This is a genomic window from Candidatus Pantoea deserta (genome assembly GCF_003813865.1).
Classification (GTDB): domain Bacteria; phylum Pseudomonadota; class Gammaproteobacteria; order Enterobacterales; family Enterobacteriaceae; genus Pantoea; species Pantoea deserta.
This window is the reverse complement of the sequence record NZ_RMVG01000004.1, coordinates 57,726-76,707: the sequence shown is the minus strand read 5'-3', so window position 1 is coordinate 76,707 and position 18,982 is coordinate 57,726. Positions and strand designations below refer to the sequence as shown.

Genomic DNA, 18,982 nt, shown 5'->3' with positions numbered 1-18,982 from the left:
CTTGTAAAAAAATGCATAAGGCGTCCTGATGAGTACTAGCGTAGCTCAATACGTCCCAGTTGCTGGCGATAGCGATCGACCCACATCGCCGTCGCGCCGCATACCGCCACCGGCATAATGGCCAGGTTAAGCACCGGGATCATGGTGAACAAACTCACCAGCGCGCCGAACTGCATGTTGGCCGTTTTGTGCTGGCGCAGCGCAATGCGCATCTGCTGGAAGCTGACTTTATGATTATCGAAGGGATAGTCGCAGTATTGCACTGAAAGCATCCAGGCGCTGAACAGGAACCACAGCACCGGCGCGACCGTCTGCCCGAAGCCCGGAATAAAATAGAGCAGCAGCAGGCCAAGCGCGCGCGGCAGATAGTAGCCAAGCTTTTGCAGCTCGCGTTTCATAATGCGCGGCACATCTTTCAGCATTCCCAGCCAGCCGCTGTCCGGTAAAGGCTGGCCGGTCAGACGGCCTTCCAGCTGTTCCGCCAGCAGGCCGCAAAAGGGCGCGGCGATCCAGTTGGCAATAGTAGAAAAGAAGTAGCTGAACACCAGTACGATAGAGATCACCGACAGCGGCCAGAGCAGATAGCTCAGCCACTGAAGCCAGTCGGGAATCTGCGCCATTAGCTGAGGGATCCAGCTGCCCAGACGGTAAAACAGCCAGACAAACGCGCCGCCCAGCAGCAGGATATTGACCAGCAGCGGAATAATGACAAAACGCCGGATGCCGGGCAGACGAACCAGTCTCCATCCTTCGCTAAAATAGTGCACGCCGTTGTAACGTGAGACAGTATTGTCTTGGGCCATACAGGCATCTCTCCAGAAAATAATCAGGCGCGCCCATGATAACCTGGCTTTTTCTCCTGACCATGAGGCGATTGTGTGAAAAAACAGCAAAAAAACGTGGGGTGACTATCTTATTTGTCAGAAAATACTGCACGAGCTTGCACTTGTTTAGCTGGGCAAATACAGTTAGAGGATAAAGTTTGCCGCGGTGGCAAGGTATTGGAACAACAGAGAATACAATGATGCAGGATTTGCGTCTGATATTAATCGTTGTTGGCGCGATCGCCATTATAGCGCTTCTCCTTCACGGACTGTGGACCAGCCGTAAAGAGCGCTCGTCAGTGTTCCGCGATCGCCCGCACAAACGGCTCAAGCAGCGCGAACAGCGCGATGATGAAGACAATCTGACCGACGACGAAGAAGAGGGCGTCGGCGAGGTGCGCGTGCGCCACGAGCGGCCTTACCAGCATCAGGAGCCGCGTATCGATCATTTGCGCGATGACCAGCAGGACGACGCGCCTGCTTTCAGCGCGACGGCAGAGGCGCCGCGTCAGCAGACTGCGCGTCCGCAGCCTCAGCCTGAAAACGACCCGCTGCTGACGCCTCAGCCACAACAGCCGCGTCCGCAGCAGCCTCAGCCTCAGCCACAGCCCGCTCAGCCTGCTGCGCCGCAGGAGCCTGCGCCGCGCTTCGCCCCTGCGCAGCCGATTCAGGCCGATCCGCTGGAAGCGGCGCAGCCTGAGCCGGAGTTTCAGGCCGAGCCGCAGCCGCAGCAGCCTGCTCATCACCAGCCGCAGCAGCCCGCTCATCATCAGCCGGAACAGCCTGCGCCTGTGCGTCAGGACGCGCCCAAAGCCGCCAGCAAGCCGAAAGAGGCAGTGCTGGTGCTGCATGTCGCCGCCCATACCGGCGGCACGCTAAACGGCGAGGCGCTGCTTCAGGGCATTTTGCAGGCAGGCTTCCAGTTTGGTGAAATGAACATCTTCCATCGTCATCTCAGCCCGGCAGGCAGCGGCCCGGTGCTGTTCAGCCTGGCCAATATGGTCAAGCCCGGCTCGTTCAATCCGGATGAGATGTCTGATTTTTCCACGCCAGGCGTCTCTATCTTTATGATGGTGCCCTCCTACGGCGATGCGAACCAAAACTTCAAGCTGATGCTACAGTCGGCGCAGCGTATTGCTGACGATGTGGGCGGCGTCGTGCTGGACGATGAGCGCCGCATGATGACGCCGCAGAAGCTGGAAACCTATAAAACCCGCATTCGCGAGGTTGTTGAAGCCCAGGAATAAGCCAGGCTGTTAATTGTGACTTACCAAACCCCCGCCTGTCGGGGGTTTTTTATCTGATGGGGCAATATGAAATCCGTCCAGGACCAAATCACCGAACTGCGCACCACGCTGCGCCATCATGAATATCTTTACCATGTCATGGATGCGCCTGAGATACCTGACGCCGAGTATGACCGGCTGATGCGTGAACTGCGGGCGCTGGAAGAGCAGCATCCTGAGCTGGTTACCCCTGACTCGCCAACGCAGCGCGTCGGGGCGGCCCCGCTGACGGTGTTTGAGCAGGTACGTCATGAAGTGCCGATGCTGTCGCTGGACAATACCTTTGATGAAGCGGGCTTTCTTGCCTTCAACAAACGTGTGCAGGATCGCCTGAAAAACAGCGATGACATCGCTTACTGCTGCGAACTCAAGCTCGACGGTCTGGCGGTTAGCCTGCTGTATGAAAACGGGCTGCTGACGCGAGCGGCTACGCGCGGCGACGGCACCACGGGCGAAAATATTACCGCTAACGTTCGCACTATCGGCGCCATCCCGCTGCGCCTGAAGGGCGATGACTTTCCGGCGCGGCTGGAAGTGCGTGGAGAAGTGTTTATGACGCAGCGCGGCTTTGAAAAGCTGAACGCCGAAGCGCGCCGCACCGACGGTAAGATATTCGCCAATCCGCGCAACGCCGCTGCCGGTTCGCTGCGTCAGCTTGACCCCCGCATTACCGCAAAACGACCGCTGACCTTTTTCTGCTATGGCTTCGGCCTGCTGGAGGGCGGCGAGCTGCCGGGCAGCCACTACGAGCGTTTACAGCAGTTCAAGGCCTGGGGATTGCCGGTAAGCAATCGCATTCGACTGGTGCATAGCGCCGAAGAGGCGCTGGCGTTTTATCGTCAGATTGAAACCGACCGTCCCGATCTCGGCTTCGACATTGACGGCGTGGTGATAAAGGTCGACTCGCAGGCGTTGCAGGAGCAGCTGGGCTTTGTGGCGCGCGCGCCGCGCTGGGCGGTGGCTTTTAAGTTCCCGGCGCAGGAGCAGATGACGGTGGTGCGCGACGTGGAGTTTCAGGTAGGGCGCACCGGAGCGGTGACGCCGGTAGCGCGTCTGGAGCCTGTCCTGGTGGCGGGCGCCATGGTCAGTAACGCGACGCTGCATAATGCCGATGAGATTGAGCGCCTTGGTCTGCGCATTGGCGATAAAGTGGTGATCCGTCGTGCAGGGGATGTCATTCCGCAGGTCGTCAACGTCGTCGCCTCTGAGCGTCCGGCTGACGCGCGCGAAGTGGTATTTCCTGCGCACTGTCCGGTTTGCGGCTCCGACGTTGAGCGCGTCGAGGGCGAAGCCGTGGCGCGCTGTACGGGCGGACTAATCTGCGGCGCGCAGCGCAAAGAGGCGCTCAAGCACTTTGTTTCGCGTCGCGCCATGGACGTAGACGGACTGGGCGATAAAATCATCGACCAGCTGGTAGACACGGAATATGTTAAAACGCCCGCAGATCTTTTCCGCCTGACGCCAGAAAAGCTGCTGGGTCTGGACCGTATGGGACCCAAATCGGCGCAAAACGTGGTGAATGCGCTGGAGAAAGCGAAATCAACCACGCTGGCGCGTTTCCTCTATGCGCTCGGCATTCGTGAAGTCGGCGAGGCCACCGCCGCCAACCTGGCAAACCACTTTGGCGAACTGCAAAAAGTTATGGACGCCGATCTGGACGCGCTGATTGCCGTGCAGGACGTCGGCACCGTGGTGGCGACGCATGTGCGCAACTTTATGGAAGAGGAGAGCAACCGGGAGGTCATTCGCCAGCTGGTCGAGGAGATCGGCGTGCACTGGCCGCCGATTGCGGTGGTGAAAGCCGAAGAGATCGACAGCCCGTTCGCCGGTAAAACCGTGGTGCTGACCGGTTCGCTGACGCAGCTAACGCGCGACGAGGCGAAAGATCGTCTGACCGCGCTGGGCGCAAAAGTCAGCGGCAGCGTGTCAAAGAAAACCGATTTGGTTATCGCCGGCGAAGCGGCAGGCTCCAAGCTGGCGAAAGCGCAGGAGCTGGGCATCAGGGTCATCGACGAAGACGAAATGATCCGCCTGCTGGACGCCTGATATGGATAAAGCGCACCTGGTTGAAATCGCCAATACCGCCATGCCCTTTGGCAAATATAAAGGCTGCCTGCTTATCGATTTGCCGGAGCCTTATCTGCTGTGGTTTGCGCGGAAAGGCGAATTTCCGTCAGGTCATCTGGGCGAGCTGATGCAGATGACGCTCGCCATCAAGATTGAAGGACTGGAAGGTCTGGTGAAGCCCCTTAAGCGCGAAGTATAAAAAAGCCCGCTTCGGCGGGCTTTTTGTTATTTCTGCGACTCGACTACCGACGCTTTTACAGCCTGCTGCGCCAGCTTTTTCTCATGGCTGACTTTATAACGCTGGGCAATATAAGAGCAGACCATCAGCTGCACCTGATGAAAGATCATCAGCGGCAGCACAATAATCCCCACTGCGCTGGCCGGGAACAGAATATTGGCCATTGGCACCCCGTTCGCCAGACTCTTTTTCGAACCGCAAAACAGCACTACGATCTCATCGGCGCGGTTAAAGCCGAACAAACGCGAGGCGCAGATATTGATCGCCAGCACCAGCGCCAGCAGCAGGATGCAGCCCGCCAGGATCCACAGCAGGGTATCAATGCCGACGCGATGCCAGATGCCGTTGACCACCGCTTCGCTAAAGGCGGAGTAAACCACCAGCAGAATCGAGGTCTGGTCGGTCTTGCCAATCAGGCCGCGATGTTTTTCCACCCAGCCGGCAATCCAGCGACGCGACAGATGGCCCAGAACAAACGGCACCAGCAGTTGCAGCATAATTTTACCGACCTGCTCAAATCCGTCGGTCGGCGTGCTGCTGTGCACGTCCATCACCAGATTTACCAGCAGCGGCGAGATAAAGACGCCCAGCAGACTCGACGCTGATGCGCTGCATACCGCGGCCGCGACGTTGCCGCCTGCCATAGAGGTAAAGGCGATAGCAGACTGTACGGTGGCGGGCAGGATACAGAGATAGATAAAGCCGGTATAAATTTCCGCAGAAAGATTGACCGGATGCCACCAGACGATCAGCAGGCCAATAATCGGGAAGAGCACAAAGGTGCTGAACATAATCCACAAATGCAGTCGCCAGTGGCTGCTGCCCGCAATGATCTTGTCGCGCGACAGCTTAGCGCCGTGCATAAAAAACAGCAGGGCGATAGCAGCCGTGGTCAGATAGTCGAAGAGATCGACAAAGACGCCTTTAGCAGGCAGAAAGGTCGCCAGCAGCACCGTAATGATCAGTTTGATCATCATTGGATCGAGTCGCAGAAATCCCATTGTTAAAATCCGGTTAAAAGTTACATGCTGTGATTGTGCAGCAAGCGGGTTTAGAAATAAAATTGATTTATTGCATCAATCTATGAGCGCTTTAGATGAATTACACTCTGCGTCAGCTTCGCATTTTTGTCGCCGTCGCCCATCATGGCGGTTTTAGTCAGGCCGGTCAGGTCATTGGACTGAGTCAGTCGGCCGTCAGCCACAGCATTAAAGAGCTGGAGGCGGTTACCGGCGTGAGGCTGCTGGATCGAACCACCCGCGAGGTGGTGCTGACGGAAGCAGGACAGCAGCTGGCCTCACGTATGGCGAGCCTGCTGGAAGAGATAAACTCTACGCTGCTGGATATTCGCAGCTACGGTGAGCAGCGAAGCGGCACGGTGCGCATCGCCGCCAGCCAGACTATCTCCGCGCATCTTATGCCGCAGTGTCTTGCCGCCAGCCAGCAAAGCTATCCTGATATAAAAGTGATTTTGCATGACCGGATGCAGCAGGTGGTTTTACAGAGCGTCCGCAACGCTGAAGTGGATTTTGGTATTGTTATCGGCCCGCTTACCGACAGCGATCTTGACTGCCAGCGGATTCTGGAAGAGCCATTTTTGCTGCTATGCCGCAGCGACGATCCGCTCGCCTCGGTGGATAAGGCGCAGTGGAGCATGCTGGCAGGGCGCGATATGGTATTACAGGATTACGCGTCGGGCAGCCGCGCGCTGATTGACGCGGCGCTGCGCCAGCAGCAGGTGGCGATCAACGTCGTGCAGGACATCGGACATCCCGCGACGCTGTTTCCTATGGTTGATGCGGGCATCGGCATTAGCATTTTACCTGCGCTGGCTCTGCCGCTGCCGGCGGGCAGGGCATTAACCGTGCGCCGGCTCTATCCCGAAATCAACCGTAGTCTGATGCTGGTTAAGCGGAAAAACCGCTCACTGACGCCCGCATCAGAGGCAATCTGGCAGGAAGTGCGTCAGCAGGCAATGCTGCTGACGCAACAACGCACGAGCAATCCGGCGTTTTAGATATAGACGTTGATTTGGTTGGTCGCGGTCGGGCGGTTGATGCCGTCAGCCGCTTTCACGCTCGCCGCCTGTGGTGCCGGTTCACTTTTCTGCTGCGCCTGCTCGGTTTGCTTCTGCTCAAGCTGAGCAATCTGCGCTTCAAGCATGGCTATCTGTGACTGGTACATCTGTTCCATTTCAGACTTCTGCTCATCGCTCAGCTCCTGATTATCCGATAGCTCTTTTACCTGCTTCGTGATGTTCTGGATCTGTTTATTTAGCGCGGAAATCTGTGACGACACGCTGGCGCTGCTGCCTGCGCTACTGCCGGTACTGCCAGATAAAGCGGATATTGATGACATAGGTGTCCTCCTTGTAATAAGACAAGATCATTATCGGCTCAGGAAGAGATCACTTAAGACAGGAAAGCGTTAAGGATTTGAAAGGGCTAGGCCATAAGGCTCAGAAATATCTAAACCTGTTTGCGTCTGAATAGCATCATCGCGCAGAGCACAGGCTCTGAAGTAAAGCATCGGCCGCAGAAATTTTTAATAGCTACCAGCCCGCACCTTACTTATATAAAGGCGTGGAGCAGGGGCTGTGAAATAAAGCATCCTCAGCAGGGTATCTTTAGCCCGCACCTTACTTACATAAAGGCGTGGAATACGGGCCGTGGAGTAAAGCGTCCGCCGCAGGGAGGCGGCGGCCGAGGCCACACGGACGTGTTCACGCCGACTTTACGTAACGGCCCGTATTCCATGCCTGAAAAGCACGATACTTCCCGGCGCGGAAAACGCCATCATCCGGCACAGAGCACAGAGCACAGAAACGAAAAAAGCGCCCATAGGGCGCTTTTCTCTAAACTGGTGGGTCGTGCAGGATTTGCCTCGGCCCTATGGGCCTCGCCCTTGCGGGTGATGCTTCGCATCAGCCTGAATCGCCTCTGGCGATTCAGTCGAACCTGCGCAGGTTCTCATCCTGCACGTCAGGCTCTGCTGCGGGCCTGAACGAAAAAAGCGCCCATAGGGCGCTTTTTTCTAAACTGGTGGGTCGTGCAGGATTCGAACCTGCGACCAATTGATTAAAAGTCAACTGCTCTACCGACTGAGCTAACGACCCGAAGTGGTGGGTGATGACGGGCTCGAACCGCCGACCCCCTCCTTGTAAGGGAGATGCTCTACCAACTGAGCTAATCACCCACTTCGGTACTACTTAACAAGAGCGTCATCTGACTGAGATATGGTGGGTGATGACGGGCTCGAACCGCCGACCCCCTCCTTGTAAGGGAGATGCTCTACCAACTGAGCTAATCACCCATATCTTATCTCTTGTTCACTGCGGGCCACCTGAAGAGTGGTGGGTGATGACGGGCTCGAACCGCCGACCCCCTCCTTGTAAGGGAGATGCTCTACCAACTGAGCTAATCACCCCCGCTGTGTGGAGTCGCATTATAGGGATCCTTCGAAGTGAGTCAACGCTTTTTAAAACTAAAATGCGCGTTCGCTTCAAAATTAGGCATCCCGCGCTGCTTTTAGCCAATGTGCTGGTTTTATTAGCAGAAACCTGTGGCTTTACGCCTTTGCGCTGGCGCGCAGTCATTGAGGATTCAACGCCAGGTGCTAGAATGTGCGCACTGTTTTTTCGCGTCTAACCCGTTTTTTGTCATCCAGACATAAAACCTGCGCATCTAAGGCACTGCTGAATGAAAATCAAAACTCGCTTCGCACCCAGCCCGACCGGCTACCTGCACGTCGGCGGCGCACGCACCGCGCTTTACTCCTGGCTTTATGCCCGCCACAACCAGGGCGAATTTGTCCTGCGTATCGAAGATACCGATCTGGAGCGTTCGACGCCGGAAGCCATTGAAGCCATCATGGACGGTATGAACTGGCTGAGCCTGGAATGGGACGAAGGCCCGTATTACCAGACCAAACGCTTCGATCGCTATAACGCAGTAATCGACGAAATGCTGGAAGCGGGTACGGCTTATAAATGCTACTGCTCTAAAGAACGCCTGGAACAGCTGCGTGAAACCCAAATGGCCAACGGCGAAAAGCCGCGCTACGACGGCCGCTGCCGCGACAGCCATGAACATCATGCGGCCGATGAGCCTTGCGTGGTGCGCTTCCGCAACCCGCAGGAAGGCTCTGTTATCTTTGACGACCAAATCCGTGGTCCGATTGAATTCAGCAACCAGGAACTGGATGATCTGATCATCCGCCGTACCGACGGCTCGCCAACCTACAACTTCTGCGTGGTTGTCGACGACTGGGATATGGGCATTACCCACGTTATTCGTGGCGAAGACCACATCAACAACACGCCGCGCCAGATCAACATCCTCAAGGCTATCGGGGCGCAGGTGCCGGTTTATGCGCACGTCTCTATGATCCTCGGCGACGACGGTAAAAAACTCTCAAAACGTCACGGCGCCGTTGGCGTTATGCAGTATCGCGACGACGGTTATCTGCCTGAAGCGCTGCTCAACTACCTGGTCCGTCTGGGCTGGTCCCACGGCGATCAGGAAATCTTCTCTGTTCCAGAGATGAAAGAACTCTTCACGCTGGAAGCCGTAAGCAAATCCGCCAGCGCGTTCAATACCGAAAAATTGCAGTGGCTGAACCATCACTACATTAACAGCCTGCCGCCGGAATATGTGGCGACGCACCTGCAATGGCACATTGAACAGCAGAACATCGACACGCGCACCGGTCCGGAGCTGGCTAAACTGGTTACGCTGCTGGGCGAACGCTGCAAGACGCTGAAAGAGATGGCGGCATCCTGCCGCTACTTCTATGAAGAGTTTGATGAGTTTGATGCCGACGCGGCGAAAAAACACCTGCGTCCGGTTGCTCGCCAGCCGCTGGAAGTGGTACGCGACAAGCTGGCCGCTATCTCCGACTGGACGGCGGAAAACGTACATCATGCCATTCAGAGCACGGCAGATGAGCTGGAAGTTGGCATGGGCAAAGTCGGTATGCCGCTGCGCGTCGCCGTCACGGGCGCAGGGCAGTCGCCGGGCCTGGACGTCACCGTTGAAGCCATTGGACAGCGCCGCAGCGTGGCGCGCATCGAAAAAGCGCTGGGCTTTATCGCAGAACGCGAAGCGCAGGCCTGATAAAAAAAACCGGAAGCATTACGCTTCCGGTTTTTTTATTCTTCGCCAATACCTAACCGTTGCAGTACGCCTTTAATTCCTTCACGCAAAATCATCGCCGCGAGCAAGTCTTGCTCATTTTGTGTCATTTGCTGTACGGAACTTAATAGTAACGCAGGTAAAGAGTTCTGCTGTGCGATGTAGGAGGCGTTAGGTTCATTCAGATTACGCATGGACTGAATAAAGCTTTTTACACGCTCATCAATGTGAATCAATCGCGCCTTACCGCCTTGTACACCGGGCTTCGGCGTAGTCGTCCAGTTTTCGCGTTTGATCCATTTATTCACCGTCTGGCGACTATAACCCGTTTCATTTGCCAGCTCTTCGGGGGTTAACCATTCCTTTTTCACGATGCTGTCCCTGTTTAATACATTAGTTCTACATATTACAGCAAATCGTTACGTGTGAAAGTAACCCTGAAGGAAATTGCCTTTCGCCTGAGGCAAAAGGCAAAAAATTACTGCGCAGTACCGACCGCTTCGCTGGCAGGACGGAAAGCGAGGAAATAGGCGAGACCAACAAAAACAGCGCCGCCGACCCCATTGCCCAGGAATACGGCGATAAAGTTCGGTACATATTCGGCCCAGCTCAGCTGACCGGCAAAAATCGCCGCAGGCACGATAAACATATTGGCGACCACGTGCTGGAAGCCGATGGCAACGAAGGCCATTACCGGGAACCACATACCAAAAATTTTACCCACGACATCTTTACTGGCGAATGCCAGCCAGACCGCCAGGCACACCAGCCAGTTACAGCCGATGCCGGAAATAAAAGCGTGCAGAAAGTCTGCATTTACTTTTGCGCTGGCGATTGCGACGGTTTTCTTCAGGTAATCACCTTCGGTCATGCCCAGCATGTGACCAAAAAACCAGGCCACCGCGATGCTGCCGATAAAGTTGGCAATCGTCACCCAGAACCAGTTGCGCAGCACGGCGAAACCGCTAATGCGACGCGCGAACCAGGCCACCGGCATAGTCATCATATTGCCGGTCAGCAGTTCGCCGCCCGCCAGCACGGTCAGAATCAACCCTACCGGGAACACGGCAGCGCCCAACAGGCCGCCAAACGAACCCCATTCAGCGGGCAGCGAGTTAATCACATGCAGATCGAGCAGGAAGCCGGTGGCAATAAAGGCTCCGGCCATAAAACCAAGAATTAATAACGTCGGAATGGAAGCGCGGCTTTTGGTGACGCCAGCCTGAATCGCCAGTTGAGCGATCTCTTTAGGTGAATGCAGCGACATAGTATCTCGAATATTATTGATAGTTGTGACAGGGATGGTGTTGTTTAAAGGCGCGATCAGCGATGATCACATAGTTAGCGGGCTAAGTTTTACACGGCTTTTAACGGAAAACAAGAAAAATCCTAAAGGGTGTTTAACCGTAATTTAACTTACTCAGGGGGCAAAGCGCGCCTGATTAGGGCAACAGCGGCCCTGACGAAAAGCGGGCAGGTTGAAGCTGCTGAAATAACAGTTTAATCCACGACTTGCCGCCTTTTTCAGCGATCGGTTACGGTTTTTCATTTTGCCGTTGACACTGTGAGGACGGTTTCATATTATGCCGTCCGTCGAGTAACACGACGGTTTTTTCGGTTAGGGGCTATAGCTCAGCTGGGAGAGCGCTTGCATGGCATGCAAGAGGTCAGCGGTTCGATCCCGCTTAGCTCCACCAAATCGCATCCCAACGATTTGGCACTGAAAAAACGATTCCAGATGTGGGGGTATAGCTCAGCTGGGAGAGCGCTTGCATGGCATGCAAGAGGTCAGCGGTTCGATCCCGCTTATCTCCACCATTATTTAAGTCCTGTTTTCACAGGCATATTCCAGAAACTTTACTCAGCTTCGCGTCCTTTACAGACAAAAAAGCGACATTGCTGCCGCTCTTTATTCACGTCTCCGGGCTTACGCCGTCACGCTTTGCGCCTGCGGTTGCAGCACGCGAAAACCATGAGTGCCGTCGCGGTCCAGCTGCGCCACCAGCCCGTATTCCCAGTCAAGATAGGCCTGCATCACCGCCGCTTCAATGTCGGTGCCTTCATAAGGTCGACGATAGCGATCGATGGCGGGGGAGAGCAGCCGCTCTTCATCGGCTTCCGTTGGAAGCCCCGCGTTACGCCAGGCCGCATTGCCGCCTTGCAGCACATAAACGGGCTTACCGGTCAGCGCCTGAACCTCTTCAACCGCATAACCGGCCAGCAGGCTGCTGCCGCAGGTCAGAACATAGCGCTGCGCATCCGGCAGCAGCGCGCGGCCCTGCTGCTGTAGGGTAGAGCGCAGCAGCCAGGCCGCGCCGGGTATATGGCTCTTCACATGGTTGGCGCGCGTGGTGAAATCCAGCACCTGGGTGTCGCCCTGCTGTAGCCAGTCGCTAAGCTGCTGCGGCGAAACCGTCTCTGCGGCCGGCGCGGCGGGAACGCGCGGCGTCCAGCCCCCCGTGGCGCTAAAATCCTGCGGTCGCAGCCCGTCAAGCACCGCCACCTCCCAGCCCATCTGCGCCAGCCAGGACGCCGTCATACTGGCGCGCACGCCATCGTTATCCACCAGCACAATACGCGCGCCGCGCACGCTGGCGTAGTGATCGGTCTCCTGCACCAGTTGCCCGCCCGGCACGTGTCGGCTGCCTGGCAGATGCCCGGCGCTGTACTCATCAGCATCGCGCACGTCAAACAGATAGGTGGTCCGCGCTTCCTGCTGCCAGCGCGCCAGCGCCGCTGCGTCAATGCGCGCCACGCCCGCGCGATCCGCCACCTGACGCGCCTGCGCCACGGCATGGCGATGCGCGGTTTCGCTGGTCTCGCCATAGCGGCGGTTCTGCTGCTGTTCCAGCGTTAGCCCCGCCAGCGTCCAGCCGATAGTGCCGTTGCGCAGCGCATAGACCGGATTGCGGATGCCGGCATTGACCAGCGACTGGGCGCCAATAATGCTGCGCGTGCGTCCCGCGCAGTTCACAACAACCGTCGTGTCAGGCGAAGGAGCCAGATCGCGCACGCGCAGCACCAGTTCGCCGCCCGGTACGCTAATGCCGCCGGGAATCGACATGGTGTGATATTCATCGAAGCGGCGCGCGTCCAGCACCACGACATCGGCCTTATCGCGCAGCAGGGCATCGACCTGCTCCGCAGGCAACGACGGCGTATGGTTATGATATTCCACCAGCTCGCCAAAGGCTTTGCTCGGTGAATTGACATCGATAAACAGCTCGCCGCCTGCCGCCGTCCAGCCGGCAAGATCGTCCTTAAGCAGAGCAATATTGCTGTAACCCCAGGATGACGCCCGCTCTGCCGCCGCCTGCGCCAGGCCCTCGCCGTTGTCATACAGCGTTATCGCCGTGTCGCGGCGGGGGATACGATCCAGCCACTCCAGCTCCAGCTTCGAAAGCGGAATATTCACGGCAAACAATGGATGCCCTTGCGCATACAGCGCTTCGTCGCGTACATCGACCAGCGCCACTTCCTGCTGCTGACGCAGCGCCTGCTGAATCTCTGCGGCTTCGCGCAGAGGAAAAGTTTTAGCCATGTGAGAGGTCCCAGATATTAGGTAAGTAGCGGTTGCTGTAGCCGGAGATAAAGGGTTTTTCGCTGCCGTCTTCACGATAGACCGCGCGCGTCACCGCGCCGATGTTGGCGCCGTAAACGTGAATGCTGACAGACACGCGATCGTCAAAGGCGTTGCTGACGCGGTGAATATCGCCCACGCGGGGTGAGACCGCGTCGATATGGCCAGGGTCCAGACGCACCGGCGCACCTTCTTCCACCAGTTCGCCGTTCGCCAGCCTGAAGCCCTGCGACACTTCCGCGCCGCGCAGCATGCCGATCAGCCCCCAGACGCGATGATCGTGCACCGGCGTCTGCTGGCCGGGTCCCCAGACAAAGCTCACCACCGAAAAGCGCTGCTGCGCATCGGCATAGAGCAGGTATTGCTGGTAGTGCTGTGGATGCGGCTGAGCAAAGGTCTCATCCAGCCAGTCGTCGTGCTGTAACAGCGGGCGCAGCAGCTCGCTGCCACGCTCAAGAATAGTCGCCTCGTCCGGCTGCTGGTCGAGCAGGGCGGCCAGCTGCGCCACAAAATCGCGCAGGCGGTGATGGTGAAGCTCACTCATGATTTATTCTCCTGATACTGCTTCGCGACCTGATTTGCGCCATCAGCCAGAGTGAAATCAAACGCGCTGCTGACGTCGACCGCCTTTGGCAGCACCTGATAGCGATGGAAAAAGTCGGCGGATTTTTGCAGCGTGGGGATAATGGACGCATCGAACACCAGCGGACGAATGCGCGCGTCGGCGATCCAGCTGCTGGTGATGGTCGTCGGCATATTGAGCGATTTGCCCAGCGCCTGCGCGAACGGCTGCGGATGCTGCGCCGCCCACACCTGTGCCTTCGCCAGACGGGTCAGCAGGTCGGCGATGGCTTTGCGTTTTTCCGGGTCGGCCAGCGCCTCTTTGCGCGCCAGCGCATAGGAGTAGCCTGACATAATGCCGTTGCCGCCGCCCTGCGGCACGCGCACCGTGCCGTCAACCTGCGTAGAGGTGGCGATATAAGGCTCCCACGGCGCCCAGGCGGAAACCGCGCCGGAGGTCAGCGCGGCGCGGCCGTCAACCGGACCAAGAAAGCGCAGCGTCACGTCGTCGGGCTTCAGTCCGGCGCGCTCCAGCAGGCCGAGGAGTAAATAGTGCCCCCAGCCGCCGCGATTGACGGCGATCTGCTTGCCTTTTAAATCGCGCAGGCTGTGAATGCCCGCATCAGGGCGGGTCAGCAGCGCAATACTGTCCGGATTGTTCTGCCAGGCGCCGACGGCTTTCACCGGCGCGCCTGCGGCATAGACAAACAGAAACGGCAAATCGCCGGTAAAGCCGACATCCAGCGCGCCGGCATTTAACGCCTCCTGCACCGGTGCGCCAGAGTCGAAGGCGGTAAGCTTCAGGTCGTAGGGCAGATTATCCAGCTCGCCTGAGGCTTTCAGCGAAGCAAAACGGTCGCCCTTAACATCGCCAAGACGCAGCGTGACTTTTTCGGCTGCGAAGGCGTGATTCAGGCTTAAGGCCAGAGTAATACCGGCAAACAGGCTAGCCAGACGCATCAGGCGCTCCTTTTGCCGCGCGTCTGCGCAGCGACTTTTTCACGCGTCAGCGGCAGCAGTTCGCGGCCATATTCCACCGCGTCGTTCAGGGGATCGAAACCCCGAATCAGCACGCTGTCGATGCCGAGGTTGTAGTAATCAAGCAGCGCGTCAGACACCTGATCCGCCGTGCCCACCAGCGCCGTGGAGTTATAGCCGCCGCTGACCAGCTTCGCCACGCCGGTCCACAGCACCTTATCGTGACGGTCGCTTTCGTTCGCCGCCGCCAGCAGACGCTGCGCGCCTACGCTTTGCGGCTTAGGCAGGCCGAAGGTATAGCCCGATTCGGCCAGCTGTTTTTGCGCCGTTTCATAGATATGCGCGGCGCGCTCCCAGGCCTCTTTTTCGGTGTTGCCGATGATCGGACGGAAAGAGATATTGAATTTTATGTCGCGTCCCTTTTTTGCCGCGGCGGCGCGCACGGTTTGCACCGTCTCCGCTGCGCCCTGAAGCGGTTCGCCCCACAGCGCGAAGACGTCGGCGTGACGGGCTGCGACATCGATGGCCTCTGGCGAGGAGCCGCCAAAATAGATCGGCAGTTTGCTTTGCAGCGGTTTGATAGCGGAGAACGCCTGCTCGGCGCGGTAAAAGTCGCCCTGATGATCGTAAGGCTGGGCTGAGGTCAGGCTTTTGTTCAGCACGCTAAGAAATTCGTCGGTGCGCGCATAGCGTTCCGCTTTGTTAAGGAAGTCGCCATCGCGGCGCTGCTCGCTGTCGCTGCCGCCGCTGATGATATGTACCGCCAGACGTCCGTCGGTCAGGTGATCGAGCGACGCCAGCTTGCGCGCCGCCAGCGTCGGCGAGACGAAACCGGGACGGTGCGCCAGCAAAAATTTAATACGTGAGGTATGGGCGGCGGCGTGCGCCGTCACTAAAAAACCGTCAGGTTGATCGGACCAGTAGCCCACCAGAATCCGGTCAAATCCCGCCTCTTCATGGGCGCGGGCAAAATTAGCGATATAGTTTTTATCGAATAGCGTTCCGCTGGCGGGAATAATTTCTGATGCCAGGCGGTGGCCGATCATGCCAAGAAACTGAATGCTCATGCTCTTCTCCCGATGTTAAGTCATCAGAAAAACTACGGGGCGGCAGGCGCGAGATGAAATTCGATATTGTGCAAAGGAATTGCGCGAAACGGGGAAGGGCGTCGCGGCGCGGCTGGCATGCGGCGGAAGCGGTTATAACAAGCAGGAATAATTAAGAATAAAGTGAAAAATCGGCGCGGGAGCGAATAACAGCGACAGCGCATCAGGCTGTCCGGTCGGGTGCGGGCGAGGCTGCCGTTGCCGGATCCGCGCCGCATGGATAAACGTTTTGCCTTTCAGACGAAAGGCGGCGCGCGTATTTACCTTTCTCTTCGTCTGGATGCAACAGGGCGAGAAGCTGTCTCGCCCTGTTTTTATCAGAACGCCAGCACCAGACCGGCAATCGCAGCGGACAGGACGCTGACCAGCGTCGAGCCGTACAGCAGTTTCAGACCGAAGCGCGATACCACGTTGCCTTGCTCTTCGTTCAGGCCCTTAATGGCGCCCGCCACGATGCCGATAGAAGAGAAGTTGGCAAAGGAGACGAGGAACACGGACAGAATGCCTTCAGCGTGCGGCGACAGCTGACCCGCCAGCTTTTGCAGATCCATCATCGCGACAAACTCGTTGGACACCAGCTTGGTCGCCATGATGCTGCCTACCTGCAACGCTTCATGCGCCGGGACGCCCATCACCCAGGCGAAGGGGTAGAACACATAGCCCAGCACGCCCTGGAAGCTAATGCCGAAGATAAAATCAAACAGCGCGTTCAGGCCTGAAATCAGGGCGATAAAACCGATCAGCATCGCCGCAACGATAATCGCCACGCGGAAACCGGCAAGGATATATTCGCCCAGCATCTCAAAGAAGCTCTGCCCTTTGTGAATATCCTGTAGCTGCAAATCTTCTTCGCTGTCGACGCGGTAGGGGTTGATCAGCGACAGCACGATAAAGGTGCTGAACATGTTAAGCACCAGCGCCGCCACCACATATTTGGGTTGCAGCATTGTCATATAGGCGCCGACGATAGACATGGAAACGGTGGACATCGCGGTCGCAGCCATGGTGTACATGCGGCGCTGCGACATTTTGCCGAGAATATCTTTATAGGCGATAAAGTTTTCTGACTGTCCCAGAATCAGCGAGCTGACGGCGTTGAACGACTCCAGCTTGCCCATGCCGTTGATCTTTGACAGCACTGTCCCGATACCGCGGATCACCCACGGCAGAATGCGGAAGTGTTGCAGGATACCGATCAGCGCAGAGATAAACACGATCGGGCACAGCACGTTCAGGAAGAAGAAGGCGAGGCCTTTGTCGTTCATATTGCCAAATACGAAGTTAGTCCCTTCCGCAGCGTACTTAAGCAGATGATCAAACAAGCCGGCGAAGCCTTTAACGAACCCCAGGCCGGCTTCGGAGTTCAGGAAGAACCACGCCAGAAGCACTTCAATGACCAGAAGCTGGACAATGTAGCGAATGCGAATACTTTTACGGTCATGGCTGACGAGTAACGCCAGCACGCCTACCACCACCAGTGCTAAAAGGAAGTGCAAAATATGGGACATGCTTGCTCCAGATTTGAGGAGAGTTGTAATTTGCTGCGTATTCTATGTAACGCGTTACTTAAAAACGAGATCAAATCCACATTATAAGGATTCGCTATCACCCGATTCTTGAGAATAGTCTTACCGATCACAGCCTGTTCACAAAACATTCACACCTTATATCCACAAATTCATTGTCTATAATATGTTCGAGGCGTAGAGTTAAACGTATTGCACATTTAATTAGCACGTCTGCCTTTACCCTAAGGTATAGCAATGGCTATACTTTATAGCATTATCTATTACAGCAATAACCATAACCGCATTTCACTTGCCGCGATCGGGCCATAAGCTGCCATGGTCAAACGCGTTCAGACAGGTAGAGAATTATGTTTGAGAGCCGTACCGCCGAGCGTGCCGCCCGCGGAGCCAGAAAAATCAAACTCGCGCTGCTGGGTCCGGCTTTTATTGCCGCCATCGGCTATATCGATCCGGGCAATTTCGCCACCAATATCCAGGCGGGGGCAGCCTACGGCTATAAGCTGCTGTGGGTCGTCGTCTGGGCTAACATCATGGCGATGATTATCCAGCTGATGTCCGCCAAGCTCGGTATTGCTACCGGCCGAAACCTTGCTGAACATATCCGCGATCGCTTCCCGCGCCCGGCGGTGTGGCTTTACTGGGTGCAGGCGGAAATCATCGCCATGGCCACCGATCTGGCTGAATTTATCGGCGCGGCGCTCGGCTTTAAGCTGCTGCTCGGCATTTCGCTGTTGCAGGGCGCGGTATTAACCGGCGTGGCGACCTTTCTGATCCTGATGCTACAGAGCCGGGGGCAAAAGCCGCTGGAGCTGGTGATTGGCGGTCTGTTGCTGTTTGTGGCGGCGGCTTATATCGTCGAGCTGTTCTTCTCGCAGCCGAAAGTCAGCGAGCTGGTCACCGGCATGGCGCTGCCGTCGCTGCCGACATCGGATGCGGTGTTTCTTGCCGCAGGCGTGCTGGGCGCAACCATTATGCCGCACGTTATCTATCTGCATTCGGCGCTGACGCAGGTGGGGCCGAGCGGCAATAAGCGCCAGCGCTACTCGTCCACCAAACTGGATGTGGCCATCGCCATGACCATTGCCGGTTTTGTTAATCTGGCGATGATGGCGACCGCCGCAGCCGCGTTCCACTTTAGCGGGCATAGCGGCATTGCCGAGCTTGATCAGGCTTACCTGACCCTGACGCCGCTGCTCGGCCATGCGGCCGCAACGGTGTTCGGCCTGAGCCTGGTCGCGGCAGGTCTCTCCTCAACCGTGGTCGGCACGCTGGCCGGTCAGGTGGTGATGCAGGGGTTCATTCGCTTTCATATTCCGCTGTGGGTGCGTCGCGTCGTCACTATGATGCCTTCTTTTATCGTAATTATGCTGGGCTGGGACCCGACGCGTATTCTGGTGATGAGCCAGGTGCTGCTGAGCTTTGGTATCGCGCTGGCGCTGGTGCCGCTGCTCTCCTTTACCGGCAACCGGGAAATCATGGGCGACATGGTCAATTCACGCCTGATGCAGAACGCCGGACGCGCCATTGTAGTTCTGGTGGTCGCGCTCAATGCCTGCCTGCTGATCGGTGAAGTTTTCGGCCTGTAAAATTCGCTGCGAAACGCTGGCCTGAGGGACATCTGGCCAGCCGCATTTTCTCTTTAACCTCTCGTGCGCCAGTCGCCGCCGCTCGCCCTGACTCA

The 18,982-nt window shown here is 57.1% G+C and carries 16 protein-coding genes, 6 tRNA genes and 1 other RNA gene; 8 read left to right on the top strand and 15 right to left on the bottom strand.

Annotation, left to right across the window (positions count from 1 at the left end; translation table 11 throughout):
- Positions 1–35 precede the first annotated feature (35 nt).
- On the bottom strand, positions 36–803 hold the full coding sequence (gene cysZ / locus BBB56_RS07920) for a sulfate transporter CysZ (RefSeq protein ID WP_123800422.1): 768 nt from the start codon (positions 801–803) through the stop codon (positions 36–38).
- A 218-nt stretch (positions 804–1,021) separates the two neighbouring features.
- On the opposite strand from cysZ, the gene zipA reads away from it, so the two are divergent.
- From zipA to BBB56_RS07905, 3 genes are all read left to right on the top strand, one after another.
- Positions 1,022–2,071, top strand: coding sequence for a cell division protein ZipA (gene zipA / locus BBB56_RS07915; protein ID WP_123800421.1), 1,050 nt, complete (start codon positions 1,022–1,024; stop codon positions 2,069–2,071).
- 66 nt (positions 2,072–2,137) lie between these two features.
- A complete protein-coding gene (gene ligA / locus BBB56_RS07910) occupies positions 2,138–4,156 on the top strand; it encodes an NAD-dependent DNA ligase LigA (protein WP_123800420.1) in 2,019 nt (672 codons plus the stop codon).
- Between the two features lies 1 nt (position 4,157).
- Entirely contained in the window at positions 4,158–4,376 is a 219-nt protein-coding gene (locus BBB56_RS07905) for a DUF3820 family protein (RefSeq protein WP_123800419.1), read from the top strand.
- Between the two features lie 26 nt (positions 4,377–4,402).
- On the opposite strand, the gene BBB56_RS07900 is transcribed toward BBB56_RS07905, so the two are convergent.
- Positions 4,403–5,416 carry a bile acid:sodium symporter family protein gene (locus BBB56_RS07900; RefSeq protein ID WP_123800418.1) on the bottom strand — a complete coding sequence of 338 codons (1,014 nt, stop codon included), beginning with the start codon at positions 5,414–5,416 and terminating at the stop codon, positions 4,403–4,405.
- A gap of 95 nt (positions 5,417–5,511) precedes the next feature.
- Between BBB56_RS07900 and BBB56_RS07895 the strand changes: the two genes are divergently transcribed.
- Entirely contained in the window at positions 5,512–6,432 is a 921-nt protein-coding gene (locus tag BBB56_RS07895) for a LysR family transcriptional regulator (RefSeq protein WP_123800417.1), read from the top strand.
- On the opposite strand, the gene BBB56_RS07890 is transcribed toward BBB56_RS07895, so the two are convergent.
- The 6 genes from BBB56_RS07890 to BBB56_RS07865 form a co-directional block, all read right to left on the bottom strand.
- Entirely contained in the window at positions 6,429–6,773 is a 345-nt protein-coding gene (locus tag BBB56_RS07890) for a FlxA-like family protein (RefSeq protein ID WP_123800416.1), read from the bottom strand. The genes BBB56_RS07895 and BBB56_RS07890 overlap by 4 nt on opposite strands.
- Before the next feature lie 502 nt (positions 6,774–7,275).
- Positions 7,276–7,409: non-coding RNA, RtT sRNA (locus tag BBB56_RS07885), on the bottom strand.
- Between the two features lie 45 nt (positions 7,410–7,454).
- Positions 7,455–7,530, bottom strand: a tRNA-Lys gene (locus BBB56_RS07880).
- Positions 7,531–7,534: 4 nt separating this feature from the next.
- Positions 7,535–7,610, bottom strand: a tRNA-Val gene (locus BBB56_RS07875).
- Between the two features lie 41 nt (positions 7,611–7,651).
- A tRNA-Val gene (locus BBB56_RS07870) sits at positions 7,652–7,727 on the bottom strand.
- Positions 7,728–7,765: 38 nt separating this feature from the next.
- Positions 7,766–7,841: transfer RNA gene (locus BBB56_RS07865), tRNA-Val, on the bottom strand.
- A gap of 272 nt (positions 7,842–8,113) precedes the next feature.
- Here BBB56_RS07865 and gltX point away from each other — a divergent pair.
- Positions 8,114–9,529, top strand: coding sequence for a glutamate--tRNA ligase (gene gltX, locus BBB56_RS07860; protein WP_123800415.1), 1,416 nt, complete (start codon positions 8,114–8,116; stop codon positions 9,527–9,529).
- A gap of 35 nt (positions 9,530–9,564) precedes the next feature.
- Here gltX and BBB56_RS07855 read toward each other — a convergent pair whose 3' ends face one another.
- Together BBB56_RS07855 and BBB56_RS07850 are read right to left on the bottom strand one after the other, a co-directional pair.
- A complete protein-coding gene (locus BBB56_RS07855; RefSeq protein ID WP_123800414.1) occupies positions 9,565–9,918 on the bottom strand; it encodes a YfeC-like transcriptional regulator in 354 nt (117 codons plus the stop codon).
- 107 nt (positions 9,919–10,025) lie between these two features.
- A complete protein-coding gene (locus BBB56_RS07850) occupies positions 10,026–10,814 on the bottom strand; it encodes a formate/nitrite transporter family protein (RefSeq protein WP_123800413.1) in 789 nt (262 codons plus the stop codon).
- Positions 10,815–11,168: 354 nt separating this feature from the next.
- On the opposite strand from BBB56_RS07850, the gene BBB56_RS07845 reads away from it, so the two are divergent.
- Together BBB56_RS07845 and BBB56_RS07840 are read left to right on the top strand one after the other, a co-directional pair.
- Positions 11,169–11,244, top strand: a tRNA-Ala gene (locus BBB56_RS07845).
- Between the two features lie 45 nt (positions 11,245–11,289).
- Positions 11,290–11,365: transfer RNA gene (locus BBB56_RS07840), tRNA-Ala, on the top strand.
- A 109-nt stretch (positions 11,366–11,474) separates the two neighbouring features.
- Here BBB56_RS07840 and BBB56_RS07835 read toward each other — a convergent pair.
- The 5 genes from BBB56_RS07835 to BBB56_RS07815 form a co-directional block, all read right to left on the bottom strand.
- The gene (locus BBB56_RS07835; RefSeq protein ID WP_123800412.1) at positions 11,475–13,088 is read right to left on the bottom strand and encodes a rhodanese homology domain-containing protein; all 1,614 of its coding nucleotides are present in this window, start codon (positions 13,086–13,088) and stop codon (positions 11,475–11,477) included.
- Positions 13,081–13,671, bottom strand: a complete 591-nt coding sequence (locus BBB56_RS07830) for a cysteine dioxygenase family protein (protein WP_123800411.1) — start codon at positions 13,669–13,671, stop codon at positions 13,081–13,083. Before BBB56_RS07830 ends, BBB56_RS07835 begins: the two co-directional genes overlap by 8 nt.
- The gene (locus BBB56_RS07825) at positions 13,668–14,648 is read right to left on the bottom strand and encodes an ABC transporter substrate-binding protein (RefSeq protein WP_123800410.1); all 981 of its coding nucleotides are present in this window, start codon (positions 14,646–14,648) and stop codon (positions 13,668–13,670) included. The genes BBB56_RS07830 and BBB56_RS07825 overlap by 4 nt, the downstream gene beginning before the upstream one ends.
- On the bottom strand, positions 14,648–15,733 hold the full coding sequence (locus tag BBB56_RS07820) for an LLM class flavin-dependent oxidoreductase (RefSeq protein ID WP_123800409.1): 1,086 nt from the start codon (positions 15,731–15,733) through the stop codon (positions 14,648–14,650). Before BBB56_RS07820 ends, BBB56_RS07825 begins: the two co-directional genes overlap by 1 nt.
- A 356-nt stretch (positions 15,734–16,089) precedes the next feature.
- Entirely contained in the window at positions 16,090–17,280 is a 1,191-nt protein-coding gene (locus tag BBB56_RS07815; RefSeq protein ID WP_123800408.1) for a NupC/NupG family nucleoside CNT transporter, read from the bottom strand.
- Between the two features lie 368 nt (positions 17,281–17,648).
- Between BBB56_RS07815 and BBB56_RS07810 the strand changes: the two genes are divergently transcribed.
- Positions 17,649–18,887: an Nramp family divalent metal transporter gene (locus BBB56_RS07810; RefSeq protein ID WP_123800407.1), complete on the top strand. Its 1,239-nt coding sequence runs from the start codon at positions 17,649–17,651 to the stop codon at positions 18,885–18,887.
- Positions 18,888–18,982: the final 95 nt, after the last annotated feature.

Excerpts from the sequence above, each read along its gene's own strand:
- cysZ (WP_123800422.1), bottom strand. The coding sequence starts at position 803 with ATGGCCCAAGACAATACTGTCTCACGTTACAACGGCGTGCACTATTTT.
- zipA (WP_123800421.1), top strand. The coding sequence starts at position 1,022 with ATGATGCAGGATTTGCGTCTGATATTAATCGTTGTTGGCGCGATCGCC.
- ligA (WP_123800420.1), top strand. The coding sequence starts at position 2,138 with ATGAAATCCGTCCAGGACCAAATCACCGAACTGCGCACCACGCTGCGC.
- BBB56_RS07905 (WP_123800419.1), top strand. The coding sequence starts at position 4,158 with ATGGATAAAGCGCACCTGGTTGAAATCGCCAATACCGCCATGCCCTTT.
- BBB56_RS07900 (WP_123800418.1), bottom strand. The coding sequence starts at position 5,416 with ATGGGATTTCTGCGACTCGATCCAATGATGATCAAACTGATCATTACG.
- BBB56_RS07895 (WP_123800417.1), top strand. The coding sequence starts at position 5,512 with ATGAATTACACTCTGCGTCAGCTTCGCATTTTTGTCGCCGTCGCCCAT.
- BBB56_RS07890 (WP_123800416.1), bottom strand. The coding sequence starts at position 6,773 with ATGTCATCAATATCCGCTTTATCTGGCAGTACCGGCAGTAGCGCAGGC.
- gltX (WP_123800415.1), top strand. The coding sequence starts at position 8,114 with ATGAAAATCAAAACTCGCTTCGCACCCAGCCCGACCGGCTACCTGCAC.
- BBB56_RS07850 (WP_123800413.1), bottom strand. The coding sequence starts at position 10,814 with ATGTCGCTGCATTCACCTAAAGAGATCGCTCAACTGGCGATTCAGGCT.
- BBB56_RS07835 (WP_123800412.1), bottom strand. The coding sequence starts at position 13,088 with ATGGCTAAAACTTTTCCTCTGCGCGAAGCCGCAGAGATTCAGCAGGCG.
- BBB56_RS07830 (WP_123800411.1), bottom strand. The coding sequence starts at position 13,671 with ATGAGTGAGCTTCACCATCACCGCCTGCGCGATTTTGTGGCGCAGCTG.
- BBB56_RS07825 (WP_123800410.1), bottom strand. The coding sequence starts at position 14,648 with ATGCGTCTGGCTAGCCTGTTTGCCGGTATTACTCTGGCCTTAAGCCTG.
- BBB56_RS07820 (WP_123800409.1), bottom strand. The coding sequence starts at position 15,733 with ATGAGCATTCAGTTTCTTGGCATGATCGGCCACCGCCTGGCATCAGAA.
- BBB56_RS07815 (WP_123800408.1), bottom strand. The coding sequence starts at position 17,280 with ATGTCCCATATTTTGCACTTCCTTTTAGCACTGGTGGTGGTAGGCGTG.
- BBB56_RS07810 (WP_123800407.1), top strand. The coding sequence starts at position 17,649 with ATGTTTGAGAGCCGTACCGCCGAGCGTGCCGCCCGCGGAGCCAGAAAA.